Genomic DNA, 14,894 nt, shown 5'->3' with positions numbered 1-14,894 from the left:
GGTCACGGCTCCTCGGCGACGGGTCCCAGGCGCAGCCCGCTGACACGCCTGACGCGGCGGCGCAATGCGGTGCTGAGCACGCGTGGATTTTGGTGGATCAGGGTGAAGCGCTCGCGAGCGCGGGTAATGCCGGTATAGATCAGCTCGCGGGTGAGTACCGGTGTGGGATGGTCGGGCAGGGCCAGCGCGGTGTGGGTGAACTCCGAGCCCTGGGATTTGTGCACCGTCATCGCGAATACTGTCTCCACCGCCTGCAGCCGGCTCGGCAGCACCCAGCGGATGGCCTCACCGCCGTCGGGATGCGGGAAGGCCACCCGGAGCATCTGTCGAGTCGCGCCCCCGGCATCGCGCAGCGGGGTCTCTAGGGCGATACCGATGTCGCCGTTCATCAACCGCAGCCCGTCATCATTGCGGGTGATCAGTACCGGCCGGCCGGCGAACCAGGCGTGATCGGTGCCGTCGAGCAACCCGGCGCGGGTGAGCCAGCCGCCGATGCGGGCATTGAATCCACTCACCCCCCAGGGGCCGTGACGCAGCGCGACGAGCAGCTGGAACCGGCCGTGGGCGGCGAGCACGGCGCGCGCCCAGGCATCGATCTGCGCCTGGGCAGCATCGGCTCCCGGAGCGGCCTCGCGCATCACGCTGAGATAGCCCGAATAGCCTGCCACGACCAGCTCGATCAGCGCCGGATCGTCCGGGGAGTCGAGTCGTTGCTCGGCGATCGTCCCGAGAGCGTGGTGCTGGGGGCGGGCAAAGAGCGCCTGGATCTCGGTGTGGCTGGGGGGCGGCTCCGAGTTGATGCGCTGGGCGAGTGCGCCGATCCCGCCCTCGGCCCGGAAGCGGTAACTGTGTCTGAGCATGGCGATGGCCTGATCGAGCGGGGTGCCGGCGGTGTCGATGGTCTCGGGCGGGAGCGTCTGACCACAGGCGGCGCTGATCCAGGCGGCGGTCGGCTCGGTGTAGTGGCCGGTGGCGGCGCGTCGGCAGAGATCGCCGAGTACCGCACCGGCCTCGACCGAGGCGAGCTGGTCCTTGTCGCCGAGCAGGACCAGTGCCGTCTCCGGGCGCAGCGCCTCGATCAGCGCGGCCATCAGTTCGACGTCGACCATCGAGGCCTCATCGACCACCACCAGGTCGGCATCGAGTGGGTTGCGCGCATGGTGGCGGAAGCGGCGGCTCTCGGGCAGCGGCCCGAGCAGCCGGTGCAGGGTCGAGACCGTGGTGGGAATGGTCGCGCGCAGCGTGGCGGCCACCGGTAGGTCGGCCACCTGCGGGGCGATCGAGGCGTTGAGTCGGGCGGCGGCCTTGCCGGTCGGGGCGGCGAGGCGGATGCGCAATGGCGCCCGGTCGGCGGCGAGCGCGAGCCCCTGGAGCAGGGCGAGCAGACGGACCACGGTGGTGGTCTTGCCGGTGCCGGGGCCGCCGGTGATCACCGCAAAGGGGCTGCGTGCGGCGAGCACGCAGGCGATCCGCTGCCAGGGGTCGCCGTGTTCAGCGGGGAAGAGGGTGTCGAGCAGGGGGCGAAGCCGCTTTGGGTCGAGCGGCTGGCGGCAGCGCGCCAGGCGTTGCTCGATGCCCTGTTCGATGATCCGTTCGTAGCGCCAGTAGCGACGCAGATAGAGCAGTGGGCGTTGAGTCGTGCTGCCGGCCAGAACCAAGGGGGCGCGGCCATCGTCGCCGGTGGCGGCGAGATCACAGATGGCGCTGCTGGCGCCGAGTCGTGCCGCCCAGGCGGCGGGGTCGAGCCCGACGAGTCGAGTGGTGAGCGCGTTGTAGGTGTCGGGTTCTGGCGCTCGATCGGTCTCGCTGGCGAGCAGGGTCTCGGGGTGGGCGATGGTATCGGCCAGATCGAGACAGACGTGGCCGTGGCCATTGCGCTCGCTGACCAGGGCGACGGCGAGCAGCACCACGGGGTCGTGTTCGTCGGCCTCGTGATGGACGAAGCGGGCGAGGGCGAGATCGAGCGCTCGCAGCACCCCTTGCTCGACCCAGCGGGAGCACTCGTCGAAGAATGCCGGGAGGTCCTCGTTCATGCCGCTGCCTCCTCGCCCTGCCCGGCGAACACCCGGTCGAGCGCGGTGATGAAGGCCGCTGGTGGCCGGTCGAGATAGAGCCCCTGGGTGGGGGCCTCGGCGCCACGTAGGAAGGCGTAGATGGCGCCACCGAGATGATGCGCGGGGTCGTAATCCGGCAGTCGCGCGCGCAGCAGGCGGTGGAGCGCGAGTAGATAGAGCGCGTACTGCAGGTCGTAGCGGGCGGTGAGTACCGCCTCGCGCATCGCCGGCACGCTGTAGGCGGCGTCATCCGGGCCGAGCCAGTTGGACTTCCAGTCGAGTAGGTAGAAGCGTCCCTGGTGCTCGAAGACCAGATCGATGAAGCCCTTGAGCATGCCCTCGAGCTGTTGGCGCTCGAGCGCTGGGCGTGCCGCGCCCGGGATGATGTGCTGGCGCACCAGGGTGTCGAGCACGGTGGTGTCGACCGCTCGGGCCTGGATCCAGAACTCGAGTTCGACCTGGAGGTGCGCAGGATCGAGATCGACGAGACTGAAGGAGGTGCCACCGATCGCGGTGAGCGACCAGGTGCGTTCCAGATAGGCCGCCAGCCACTGGTCGAGGGTGTCGACCCAGGTGCTCAACCCACGTCTGTTGCACCGCCGGGCGATGGTCTCGCGGCGTAGCGCGGTGGCGGCGCGCGCGGCGCGATAGCTGCGCTGGGGCTCGCCCTCGGGGGCGTGCCACTCCAGGGTCGCGGCCCACTCGAGCAGGCCGTGGAGAAAGGTGCCATAGCGACTGCCTCGCGGGAAGCCGTGTAGCCCGGTGGCGGTGCTCGGATCGATGATGACCGTCTCTTGGGGGGTGATCAATGCTTCCTCGAAGGCGGTCTCCTGAGCGGCGGTTTCACGCTCATCGGGCGCGGTCGTGCTGGCGCTGCGCCGGGCAAGTGCCGAGTAACTGGTGATCCACCAGGGGCGCGGCGGATGGTGCGGTGGTGGTCGAGCGCTGTCGAGCGGCTCGGCCGCCCCCGGTGCACTCAGCGCCGCGACCGGGGTGGGCTCGGGGTGTGTGGTCAGCGCCGGCCAGCGCTTGAGTGCGGCTTCGAGCGTGAGCGGTTCGTCGATCCCGAGCAGATAGCCGAGCGCGGTGACCGGCAGGTCCTTGGTGGGTCCGAGCCCGAGCCAGAGGGCGTCGCGCGCCCGGGTCAGGGCGACATAGAGCTTGCGCAGGTCCTCGCCGAGGCGCTCGCGGTCGGCCTGTTCGATCAGCGTCGGGTTGGCATGGAGATGGATTTGCAGTCGGCCCTCGGCATCATGGGTCTTGATCGGGAGATCGCCCTGCTGCACCTGACGGGTGGTGGCGATGAAGGGGACGAACACCACTGGATACTCCAACCCCTTGGACTTGTGGATGGTGATCACCTGCACCAGATCGGCGTCGCTCTCCAGGCGCAATTGCTGGGTCTCGGCATCTTCGCCGCCCTCGCCCTGGATGCGCTCCTCGAGCGCGCGCACCAGGGCCTGCTCGCCGTCGAGTTGTTGGCTGGCGCGGGCGAGTAGCTCGCCGAGATGGAGCAGGTCGGTGAGTGCGCGTTCACCATCGGCACGGGCGAGCAGTCGGGGGGCGATGGCGAAGTCGGCGAGGGCGCGATAGAGCAACGGTAGCACTCCCTGGGTGCGCCACAGTTGGTGATAGCGCCTGAGTCGTTCGCCGCAGTCGTCCCAATAGAGTTCGTCGTGGTTGAGCCGATCGAGTTGGTCGAGCGGCAGACCGATGAGGTCACAGGCCAGCGCCTGACGCATCAGCCGCTCGTCGAAGGGGGCGGCGACGGCGCGCAGCAACAGCAGTAGGTCCTGGGCCTGTTGGCTCTGGTAGACGCTGCTGCGTTCGGAGAGGTAGACGCTGGGCACCCCGAGCTGGTGGAGGGCGTCGCGGACCCGGCGTGCCTCTTGGTGGCGATTGACCAGGATCGCGATATCACCGGCGCGTAGCGCCCGGCCCTCGCCGAGGGTGGCGTGCGTCTGCGCGGCGAGGAGCGTGGCGATGGTACGCGCGGTGCTCTCGGCCATCCGCCGCACATAGTCGTCCTTGCCGAGTGGCTTGCCCTCGGTGCTGGTGGCAACCCAGGCCTGGAGCACCGGGGCGGGGCGGCCATTGACCCGGAGCCGGTCGTCGTCGGTGCGTGCCGGGTTGGGCGAGACGGGGAGGAAGGGGACCGGGTCGGCGGTCTCGTCGCGGAACAGAAAGGCACCTCCCGGGCGTTGCTCGGCCTGGGTGAAGAGCGCGTTGATGCCGGCGATCAGCGCCGGGTTGGAGCGATAGTTGGTATCGAGGCTGTAGTGCCGGGGCGCGGTGGCGGCGCGGGCGCGCAGATAGGTGTGGATGTCGGCGCCGCGGAAGGCGTAGATCGACTGCTTGGGGTCGCCGATCATGAACAGCCCGGTCTCGGGGGCATTCTCCTCGGGGCGGTAGACGGTGGCGAAGATGCGGTACTGCAGCGGGTCGGTGTCCTGGAACTCGTCGACCAGGGCGAAGGGGAACTGGCGACGGATGGTGGTAGCCAGGCGCGCACCCTGCGCGCCCTGCAAGGCCCGGTCGAGTCGTTCCAGCAGGTCGTGTTGGGTGAGCAGCGCCCGGGCGCGCTTCTCCTGCTCGATGCGCTCGGCGACCCCGTGCAGGGCGTGGGCGAGCAACGCCGGGCGGAGTTCGGGGAGTTCGGCGAGCTGGGAGAAGAGCGCCTCGAGCGCGCGGCAGGCGGGGCGGTCGACCGGTGGGTGGCCATCCTTCCAGATCTCGGTGACGGCCCGCGAGGACATCCGCTGCCAGGAGCGACTGTCGCGCTTCAGTGCGGGGTGTTCGGCCTCGGGGTCGGCGATCCAGTCACGCAGGCGCGCGATGACCTCACTGCGGTGCTTGCTGTTGAGCTGGCGCTGGTTGAACGCCTTGCGCGCGGCGGCCTCCTCGAAGAGGGTCTCGAGTTGGCCGCACCAATCCTGTTCCGCCCACTCCCGCTTGAGCGTATCGATCCGTTGGCGACGTGCCGCAAGCACGTCGGCGATGATCGCCTCGGGAGGCTGCGAGGGCGCGGGCGGGGCGTGCTCGCGTAGCCCGAGCAGTGCGACGAGGTTTGTCTCGAGCGCGGCCGGGGACTGCCAGTGCTCGTGGACCTGGGCGAGGGAGGTGCGATCGAGCCCGCCGTAGCCGCTACGCCAATAGTCCTCGACGGCCTGGCGCAGGAGCGGTGCGGCGTCGTTCTCCAGCTCCAGTTCGAACATGTTGCCGCTGTCGAAGGCGTGCTCGCGCAGCATGCGGTGACACCAGGCATGGATGGTCGAGATCGCCGCCTCGTCCATCCACTCGGCGGCCTGTTCGAGATGACGGGCGCAGAGATTGGGGTCGGTGTGCGCGGTCATCTCCTCGCGCAATCGAGCGAGCAGTGGGTCGGCGATGGCCGTTTCGGGGGCGCGGAAGGCGGCGGCGGCCTCGACCAACCGGGCGCGGATGCGCCCACGCAGCTCGTCGGTAGCGGCATTGGTGAAGGTCACCACCAGGATCTCTGGTGGCTGCAGGCGGGTGCGCGCGCCGAGGGCGACACCATGGCCGAGTACCAGCCGGAGATAGAGCATCGCCAGGGTGAAGGTTTTGCCGGTGCCGGCGCTGGCCTCGATCAGGCGGGCACCGGAGAGCGGGATGGCGAGTGGGTCGAGACGGTTGGGTTCAGCAGTCATCCCAGGTGGCCTGATCGGGATCCTTGATGGTGGTGTAGAGAGGGGCGTAGAGCCGCTCGGCCCAGTCGATGAACTGGGCGTGTTGCTGCAGGCTGGCGGCGTCCGGGTAACAGCGTCCGAGATAGCCGCTGCGGGCGCGGGCGCGGGCGAAGGCGGTTTCGAGGACCGAGGTGTCGTCGCGTTGCTCAAGCCAGGCGATGCCGGTCTCCAGGGTTGCCGGCAGGGGTGCGCGCATCCCCGCCCACCAGGCCGTGAGCAGTCGTTGCAGGCAGCCTCGTGCCTGGTCCGGGTCGAGTGGGCGCAGCTGCAGTCGGCCTGCGGGGGTGAGCACCCAGGTGGCGACCGGTTCGCCGGAGAGCTGGACGGCGAGATGGTGCAGCCAGTGCTCGACGATCTGGTGCCAGCGGTAGCGTTTGTCTTTGACGATGCTGCTGGCGCTGAGCCGAAGTTGGATGCGTGTGTCCTGGTGCGCGGCGCCGAGTTGGGCGCCGAGCTGGTCCTCGAGTCGCAACACGACGTCGCTGTCGGTGCGCTGTTCGAGGGTGAGGGGTGGGGGATAGCCGAGATCGTGCGGGTGGTCGCGGCGCAGTCTCCGCCAGCGCTCGTGAAGGTCGACGAGGCGTGCGCCGATGCGCGCGGCGAGGAGTTCGCCCTGGGCGCCCGCGGGTAGATCACCACGGATCTGCAGGCGTTCGAGCGCGGCCTCCAGCCGGGGCGCGAGTTCGGCCTCGATATCGGCCGGGTCGAACAGCTCGGCGATCAACGCATCGCTGAGCTGCCAGTTGAGCAGGCCGTCGAGGGCGAAGGTCTCGACATCGGCCGGGCGTTCGCTGGCGCGTGGGCGATCGATCTGGAGACGTTGGCGAAACAGGGCATCGACCGGGGCGCGGAGGAATTGGGCGAGTCGGCGCAGGTCGAGCGGCCCCTCTGGGGTCCAGTGCGGCAGGCGGGCGCTGCCGTCGGGGGACGTGGGCTCGTGGATCTGGCGCCACTCGCGGGCATAGGTGAACAGACGTGGATCGCGCTCGGGGCGGAAGTAGGCGCGGCTGAAGGGTTGTAGCGGGTGCTCGGTGGTGAGCGCCGTGAGCAGGGTCTGGCCGTCGCCGGCGGGGTTGGCGCAGCGCCAACCGGCGGCGAGGTGTTCTCGCAGCTGACCGACCAGGACCGAGGGGGTCTTAGGGGTGTTGTCGCGGATATTGCGCCCGATCCAGCTGATCGATAGTCGCTCGCGCGCCGAGAGCAGTGCCTCGAGAAAGAGGTAACGGTCATCCTCACGGCGTGAGCGGTCGCCCGGGCGGTAGTCATCGGCCATCAGGTCGAAGTCCGGGGGACGATGATTGCGTGGATAGTCGCTGTCGTTCATCCCCAGCAGCCAGATCTGACGGAAGGGGATGGCACGCATCGGCATCAGGGTGGCGAAGTTGATCGCGCCGCCGAGGAAGCGCTGGGTGAGGCTAGGGGCGTCGAGTCCGCGCAGTAGCGTCTCGCGCATCACCTCGAGGGCGAGCTTCTCGTCTTCGGCCCTGGCTTGGCGACAGTCCTCCTCCCATTGCTCGAGGGTCTCGCGCACCCGTGTCAGGGCGATCTCGTCGTTCTCGCCGCAAGGGGTGAAGCAATCATCGAGCAATTGCTCGAGGGTCGTGACCCACGCCCCCGGGGTGCGCGGGTCACCGAGCCGCTCCCAGTAGTGCTCCAGGGTCTCCAGGAGGGTGATCAACGGGCCGAGCAGGGCCGCCTCCAACCCTGCCACCTCGGGGTGGGGCTCGATACCTTGCCAGGCGGCGGCGGGGCCGGCGGCGAAACCAAGCAGCAGGCGTCGCAGCCCGAAGCGCCAGGTGTTGCGCTCTGCCGCAGCGGGTAGGCCGAGGTGCTCGCGCTGGCGCCCGTCGAGTCCCCAGCGCACATTGGCGCCAGTGATCCAGTGGCGCAGGCGTGGTAGATCCTCGGCGCCGATGCCAAAGCGCGTGCGCAGTGCGGCGATGTCGAGCAGATCGAGCAACTCGGTGACGGTGAAGCGCGCGCGCGGTAGTTCGAGCAGGGTGGCGAGTCCGATCAACAGCGGGTTGCGGTGGCGTTCGCCTTGATCGGCGATATGGAAGGGCAGGTGACGTGGGTCCTGGCGGGGAATGCGCCCGAAGACCGCGGTGATGTGCGGGGCATAGACGTCGATGTCGGGGACCATTACCAGGATCTCGCGTGGTGCGAGCGGGCGGCCCGAGGCCTCGGCGGTGATGAAGGCCTCGAGCAACTGGTCGTGGAGGATCTCGACCTCACGCTGGGCGCTGTGGGCAATGCTGAAGCGCAGGCTGTGGTCGTCTCGTGGATCGATCGTCGCGGCCCGTTGCTGGCGTTCGGCGAGTGGGCGCAGCTCGAGGATGTCGTCCTGGAGCTGGGCGAGCAGGTGGTGCTGTTCGGGTGGGTCGAACAGGTCGATGTCGAGTGATTGGGCGCGGAACACGCCTTCGTAGTGTTCGCGCCGGTCGTGTTCGTCGAGCAGTCGGATGTAATCGCGACCCTGCCGTCCCCAAGCGGCGAGCAATGGGTGGCCGTGGAGGTGGAGTGCGGTCTCGTCGACGTTCTCCGGGACCTTGCGCGCGTGGCTGCGCCCATAGGCGCGTGAGAACAGGGTCCGGCCCTCGATGATGTCGCCCCAGTAGTGACGGCTGGGGTTGTGGACGAAGAGCATCACTTGGCTGTGGGTGGCGATCCCCTCGAGGACCTCCAAGGTCTGGCGAGGGAGTGAGGAAATACCGAAGACGATGACCCGACGTGGAAGGCGCGCGGCCGGGGTGTCCTCGACGGTGGCGAGAAAGCGGCGATGGATCTCGGCGCGACTGGCCTGGGCGAGTGGATCGCCGGCGTGGTCGCTGTGCGCGAGGTCCTGGTGTAGCAGTCGCCACAGTAGGGGTTGCCAGCGTTGGTCCTCGGGCAAGCGCTGGCGCGTGCCATTGGCGCGGATCAGGCAGTCGTCGCCGGCCCCCCAGGCAGCCAGCCAGTCGGCGCGATAGACCTGGTATTGGTCGAAGAGGTCGGCGAGCCGTTCGGCGAGCTGATGGCGGCGCCGGTCGCGTTCCTCGCCGTGCATGAAGGCTTGTAGTGGGGCGAGGAGCGGATCGGCGGGGCGTTGTGAGAGCGTGCCGAGCAGGCGGTGGATACGCCAGGTGAGCGGGGCCTTGTCGTAGGGGGAGTTTGTCGGCAGCTCACCGAGCACGCCGCGATAGGCCTCCCAGACGAAGCGTCCGGGCAGCATCACCCGCAGTGCGGCGGAGATTCCACAGCCACCGCCGATCGCCTCCGTGGGTGGTTCGGCGAGGGCGAGCTTGATCCATTGGGCGATACCGTTGCTCTGTACCAGGACCACTTCGTCTTCGAGTGGGTGGAGTGGATAACGTGCGATCCAGGTGGTCAGCAGGTCGCGCAGCGACTCCAGCCGGTTGCCCTGGATCAGCATGAATCCGGTGGGCCAGTGCGCCGAATCCGTCACCGTTTGCGACTCCTCATCCGCTCGTCTCGTCATCACCGCCGTGCGGCGGTCTTCTCGTTCCATCCTGCATCAGGACCGGGGGGCGATCAATCCAAGTCTCGTTCATGAACCCATGGGTCGACGTTGTGTTGATCGTTACCATTCGGCAGCCATCGTCGATGGTGGGTTGGACAACATCGCGGGTGTTGTCGTCATTCACCCGTAACTCGCTTGTAGAGATTATGTAAAACTTTTTACACGAGCGTTTGACAAGCTAGTTTGTCAGGTGTTAGCGTCGTTGACGAATCGCAATCAAGTACGGGCTGACGAGACGCGTTGAGAACTAAACGTGTTCGAGTCCGCTCTCACAGGTGAAGCAACCATCACCGACCGGGTCCCGAACACCCAGGCGCAGGCTTCCGGCAAGAGACGAGGAAGCGATTCTCAACACCATCGGAGTTACAGGAACGTATGTCCGAGCCAGTCGTTGATATCTATGAGCAGGACCTCGAACGCAGGGCGGCCAACCACGAGCCGCTCAGCCCGCTGACCTTCATCGAACGCACCGCCGCAATCTATCCGCACAAGCTAGCGATGGTGCACGGCGAGATCAGACGCGATTGGGCCGAGACCTATCGACGTTGCCGCCGTCTCGCCAGCGCACTCGAGCGTCGCGGTATCAAGCCGGGTGACACCGTCTCGATCATCGCCCCCAACATCCCCGCCCACTTCGAGGCCCACTTCGGTGTCCCGATGGCGGGCGCGGTACTGAACTCGATCAACACCCGCCTCGATGCCCCGGCGATCGCCTTCATCCTCGAGCACGCCGAGGCCAAGGCGGTATTGGTCGATTGTGAGTGCGCCGAGGTCGTCGGTCGGGCGTTGGCGCGCCTCGAGCGCGAGATCCTGGTGGTCGATATCGCCGATGCCTCTTTCGAGGGAGCCCAGGCGCCGATCGGCGAACTCGACTACGAGTCCTTTCTCGCCGAGGGTGATCCGACGTATTCGTGGCGAGTGCCCGATGACGAGTGGCGGGCGATCACCCTCAACTACACCTCAGGCACCACCGGCAACCCCAAGGGCGTCGTCTATCACCATCGCGGCGCCTATCTCGGTGCGATCAACAATGTACTGAGCTGGGGGTTACCGAATCACGCGGTCTATCTCTGGACCCTACCGATGTTTCACTGCAACGGCTGGTGCTTCCCGTGGACGATGGCGGCGATGGCCGGGGTCAACGTCTGCCTGCGTCATGTCCGGGCGCGACCGATCGTCGAGACCATCGCCCGCGAAGGAGTCACCCATCTGTGTGGGGCACCGATCGTATTGAAGATGATCAACGAGGTACCGGCCGAGGCGAAGGCCGAGATCACGCAATCGGTGCGAGTGATGACCGCCGGCGCGCCGCCACCGTCGTCGGTGATCGCGGGCATGGAGGCGATGGGCTTCGAGGTCACCCATGTCTATGGACTGACCGAGACCTATGGGCCCTGCGTGGCCTGTGCCTGGAACGACGCGTGGGACGGATTGGCGCTGGAGGAACGGGCGCGCCTCAAGTCTCGCCAGGGGGTGCGGATGCCGATGCAGGCGGCGATTATGGTCGCCGATCCGGCAACCCTGCAGCCGATCCGTCAGGACGGCGAGACCCTGGGCGAGATCATGATCCGCGGCAACCTGGTGATGAAGGGATATCTGAAGAATCCCGAGACCACCCGTCGTGCCTTCGACCAAGGCTGGTTCCACAGCGGCGATCTCGCCGTCTGGCACCCCGACGGCTATGTCGAGATCAAGGATCGCTCCAAGGACATCATCATCTCCGGGGGGGAGAACATCTCCTCGATCGAGGTCGAGGAGACACTGTCGGCCCACCCCCTGATCCAGGATGTCGCCGTCGTGGCCAAGCGCGACGAGAAGTGGGGGGAGGTGCCCTGCGCCTTTATCACCCTGATGCCCGGTGCCGAACTCACCGAACAGGCGGTGATCGATTACTGCCGCGCACACATGGCCCATTTCAAGGCGCCCAAGCAGGTCGTTTTCACCACCTTGCCGCGCACCTCGACCGGCAAGCTGCAGAAATACATCCTGCGCCAATGGGCCAACGAGGAGGGCGCAGGGGCGTCGACACCGGTTTGATCTGATCGCGCCCTTGCTGGACACAGAGACAGAGAAGAGCACTCCGGGCCGTATCCGGGGTGCGTGAGGAGGAAGTCATGAAGGTACTGGTCCCGGTCAAGCGGGTCATCGACTACAACGTCAGGGTCAGGGTCAAGTCCGATCACTCGGATGTCGATCTGGCTAACGTCAAGATGGCCATCAATCCCTTCTGTGAGATCGCTGTCGAGGCGGCGGTACGACTGCGTGAGGACGGCAAGGCCAGTGAGGTGGTGGCCGTCTCGGTTGGTCCTAAGGTGGTGCAAGAGCAGCTACGAACCGCGTTGGCGATGGGGGCTGATCGAGCGATCTGGATCGAGACCCCGGAGACCCCGGAGACGGCGGGGCTCGGTCCGCTCGGCATCGCGCAGCTGCTCGCCGCCTTGGTGCGTGAGGAACAGCCGGGGCTGGTGCTACTTGGCAAGCAATCGATCGATGGCGACAACAACCAGACCGGGCAGATGCTGGCCGGGCTACTCGACTACCCCCAGGGCACCTTCGTCTCCGGACTCGAGCTCGGAGACGAGGAGGTCGAGGTCGTTCGCGAGATCGATGGTGGGCTGCAGACCCTGGCCCTGCGTCTGCCTGCGGTAGTCACTACCGATCTGCGGCTCAACACCCCGCGCTTCATCCGTGCTCCCGACATCATGAAGGCCCGGCGTAAACCCATTGCCCATACCGCTCCCGAGCAGCTCGGCGTGAATCCGGCGCCCGGGCCCCGGACCTTGGCCGTACATCCGCCCGAGCCGCGTGCCGGTGGTCGTCGGGTCGAATCGGTCGGTGAACTGGTCGAGCACCTGCGCCAGGCGCAGGTGATCTGAGTGGAGGGTGAGATGATGCGTAGTTTGGTGATTGCAGACCTGGACAAGGGGCAGTTGGCAGCGGCGACCTACCATGTGATCGAGGCGGCCCGTCAACTCGGCGCACCTTGCGATCTGCTGGTGGTCGGGGAGGGGTGTGCAGACGCCGTGACGCGTGCCTGTGCAATCGCAGGTATCGAGCGTGTATTGGTGGCCGATGATCCGGTCTATGCCGCATCCCTGGCCGAGAACCTCGCCCCCCTGGTCGTTGCGGTCAGCGCCGGGTACAGCCATCTGCTGGCCGCCGCCGGCAGTGTCGGTAAGGACCTGATGCCGCGGGTGGCGGCGCGACTCGGGGTCAATCAGCTCTCCGAGGTAATCGGTGTCGAATCGTCGTCGCGATTCCGTCGACCGATCTATGCCGGTAATGCCATCGCCACGGTCGAGAGCGATGATCCGGTGAAGGTGCTGACGGTGCGTCAGACCGCCTTTGCCGCCGTCGAGCCCCGTGGTGGTGATGCCGAGCGTGTCGAACTCGAGCAGGTGATCGAGGCGCCCTCGACCCGGTTGCTCGGTGAGCAGCGTGCCGAGTCCGAACGGCCCGAGCTGACCAGTGCCCGGGTGGTGGTCTCCGGGGGGCGCGGGTTGGGGAGTCGCGAGGGCTTCGAGTTGGTCTACCAGCTCGCCGATCGACTCGAGGCGGCAGTCGGGGCCTCGCGCGCTGCGGTCGACGCAGGGTTCGTCGCCAATGACCTGCAGGTCGGTCAGACCGGCAAGGTCGTCGCCCCTGAACTCTATATCGCCCTCGGGGTCTCCGGGGCGATTCAACACCTGGCGGGGATGAAGGACTCCAAGGTGGTGGTGGCGATCAACAAGGACCCCGATGCGCCGATCTTCCAAGTGGCCGACTATGGCTTGGTCGCCGACCTGTTCGAGGCCGTCCCCGAGCTTATCGAACAAATCTGACTCTTTTGGTATATGCAATGAGTTATCAGCACGCCTATCGTGAGAGTGACTTCGTCCTGCGTCACCTGATCGACTTCGACGCGCTCTGTGTCGAGCACGGGTTCGAAGGAGTCGATCTCGAGCTCGCCAACACCCTGATCGATGAGGCCGCCCGGCTCGGCGCCGAAGTGCTGGCGCCGCTCAACGTGGTCGGTGACCGCGAGGGGGTTGGCATGGATACGCACGGGGTCGTCGAGGCTCCGGGGTTTGCCGCGGCTTATCGGCAGTTCGCCGAGGGTGGCTGGCAGTCGCTGATGGTCGATGAGCGTCACGGCGGTCAGGGACTGCCGAACGTACTCAACGCCGCCGTCAGCGAGATCTGGCACGCCGCCAACCTGTCATTGGCGTTGTGTCCGATGCTCACCGAGGGGGCGATCGACGCCATTGCCGAGCATGGTGACGAGGCGCTCTGCGCGCGTTATCTGCCACACCTGGCCAGTGGCGAGTGGACCGGTACCATGAACCTCACCGAACCCGATGCCGGCTCCGATCTGGCGGCGATCAAGGCTCGAGCGGTGCCCGATACCGATGGCCAGGGTTATCGCATCAGTGGTCAGAAGATCTTCATCACCTGGGGTGATCATCGGATGACCGACAACATCGTCCATCTGGTACTGGCGCGCTTACCTGATGCCCCACCCGGGGTCAAGGGGATCTCGTTATTCGTGGTCCCCAAGCATCGCCCGGAGACCCCTGGCCAGGACAATGGGGTGCGTTGCCTGTCGGTCGAACACAAGCTCGGGATCCACGCCAGTCCGACCTGCGTGATGGCGTTCGACGATGCTTGGGGAGAGCTGGTCGGCGAACCACACCAGGGGCTCGCCTACATGTTCACGATGATGAATCACGAGCGCCAGGTGGTCGGTCTACAGGGGTTGGCGATCACCGAGCGCGCCTACCAGCAGGCGCGGCTCTATGCCATGGAGCGTTTGCAGGGGACGCGGCGTGACGGTTCACGAGTGCCGATCATCGCTCATCCAGATGTTCGGCGGATGTTGATGACGATGAAGAGTGGTCTCGAGGCGATGCGTGCCCTGGTGCTCGAGGCTGCCGCCGAACGCGACCGCGCCTGTGGTGCCCATGATGCCGAGGGCCGCGCTCATCATCTCGCTCGGCTCGAGCTCTACACCCCGATCGTCAAGGGCTGGATCACCGAGTTCGCCCAGGAACTGACCTCGCTGGCGATCCAGGTCCATGGCGGCATGGGATTCGTCGAGGAGACCGGGGTCGCGCAGCACTATCGTGATGCCCGCATCCTCACCATCTACGAGGGGACCACCGGGATCCAGGCGCTCGATCTGGTCTCGCGCAAGCTGCTCGCCGACGAGGGGGCGGGGCTCGAGTCCCTGTTCGTCGAGATGGACGAGACCCTGGCTGCACTCGGCCGCGCCGAGGACGAGACCCTGGCAGTACTCATCGGCCCCTTTGCCGAGGCGCTTTCCAGGGCGCGCCAAGCATGCGGCTGGGTGTTGCGCGAGGCCGGCGCTGATCGTCAGTTGGCCGGTGCGGTCAGTGTCGAGTTGTTGATGCTCTTGGGCTATCTCTGTGGTGGTTGGATGCATGCGCGCAGCGCCCTGGCGGCGTTCCGGTTGCTCGCCGATGGGGAGGGTGAGCGCGCCTTCCTCGAGGCCAAGTTGGTCACGGCGCGATTCTATTGTGAGCATTTGCTGGCGCGTACCCAGGGTGCGTTGACCTCGGTGCTGGCTGGAGCGACGAGTCTGATGGCACTCGATGCCGAGCAATTCTGAGGAGT

The 14,894-nt window shown here is 66.9% G+C and carries 7 protein-coding genes; 4 read left to right on the top strand and 3 right to left on the bottom strand.

Features of this window, described 5'->3' with window-relative positions:
* Positions 1 to 2: 2 nt before the first annotated feature.
* Genes recD through recC form a run of 3 tightly spaced genes read right to left on the bottom strand, consistent with a single transcriptional unit; the run spans position 3 to position 9,206 of the window.
* A complete protein-coding gene (gene recD / locus HF203_RS04635) occupies positions 3 to 2,033 on the bottom strand; it encodes an exodeoxyribonuclease V subunit alpha (protein ID WP_168667072.1) in 2,031 nt (676 codons plus the stop codon).
* Positions 2,030 to 5,722 (bottom strand): exodeoxyribonuclease V subunit beta, encoded by a 3,693-nt coding sequence (recB, locus tag HF203_RS04630; protein ID WP_168667070.1) that lies wholly within the window; start codon positions 5,720 to 5,722, stop codon positions 2,030 to 2,032. The genes recD and recB overlap by 4 nt, the downstream gene beginning before the upstream one ends.
* Positions 5,712 to 9,206, bottom strand: a complete 3,495-nt coding sequence (recC, locus tag HF203_RS04625) for an exodeoxyribonuclease V subunit gamma (protein ID WP_168667068.1) — start codon at positions 9,204 to 9,206, stop codon at positions 5,712 to 5,714. Before recC ends, recB begins: the two co-directional genes overlap by 11 nt.
* A 450-nt stretch (positions 9,207 to 9,656) precedes the next feature.
* Here recC and HF203_RS04620 point away from each other — a divergent pair, with 450 nt between their 5' ends.
* From HF203_RS04620 to HF203_RS04605, 4 genes are all read left to right on the top strand, one after another.
* On the top strand, positions 9,657 to 11,318 hold the full coding sequence (locus tag HF203_RS04620) for an acyl-CoA synthetase (protein ID WP_168667066.1): 1,662 nt from the start codon (positions 9,657 to 9,659) through the stop codon (positions 11,316 to 11,318).
* Positions 11,319 to 11,395: 77 nt separating this feature from the next.
* Positions 11,396 to 12,157, top strand: coding sequence for an electron transfer flavoprotein subunit beta/FixA family protein (locus HF203_RS04615; RefSeq protein WP_168667064.1), 762 nt, complete (start codon positions 11,396 to 11,398; stop codon positions 12,155 to 12,157).
* A gap of 15 nt (positions 12,158 to 12,172) precedes the next feature.
* On the top strand, positions 12,173 to 13,102 hold the full coding sequence (locus HF203_RS04610) for an electron transfer flavoprotein subunit alpha/FixB family protein (RefSeq protein ID WP_168667290.1): 930 nt from the start codon (positions 12,173 to 12,175) through the stop codon (positions 13,100 to 13,102).
* Positions 13,103 to 13,119: 17 nt separating this feature from the next.
* A complete protein-coding gene (locus tag HF203_RS04605; RefSeq protein ID WP_168667062.1) occupies positions 13,120 to 14,889 on the top strand; it encodes an acyl-CoA dehydrogenase family protein in 1,770 nt (589 codons plus the stop codon).
* Positions 14,890 to 14,894: the final 5 nt, after the last annotated feature.

The sequence above is a fragment of the Marichromatium bheemlicum genome (assembly GCF_012276755.1).
Classification (GTDB): Bacteria; Pseudomonadota; Gammaproteobacteria; order Chromatiales; family Chromatiaceae; genus Marichromatium; species Marichromatium bheemlicum.
The sequence above is the reverse complement of the archived record's forward strand: the minus strand, read 5'-3'. Positions and strand labels throughout refer to the sequence as shown.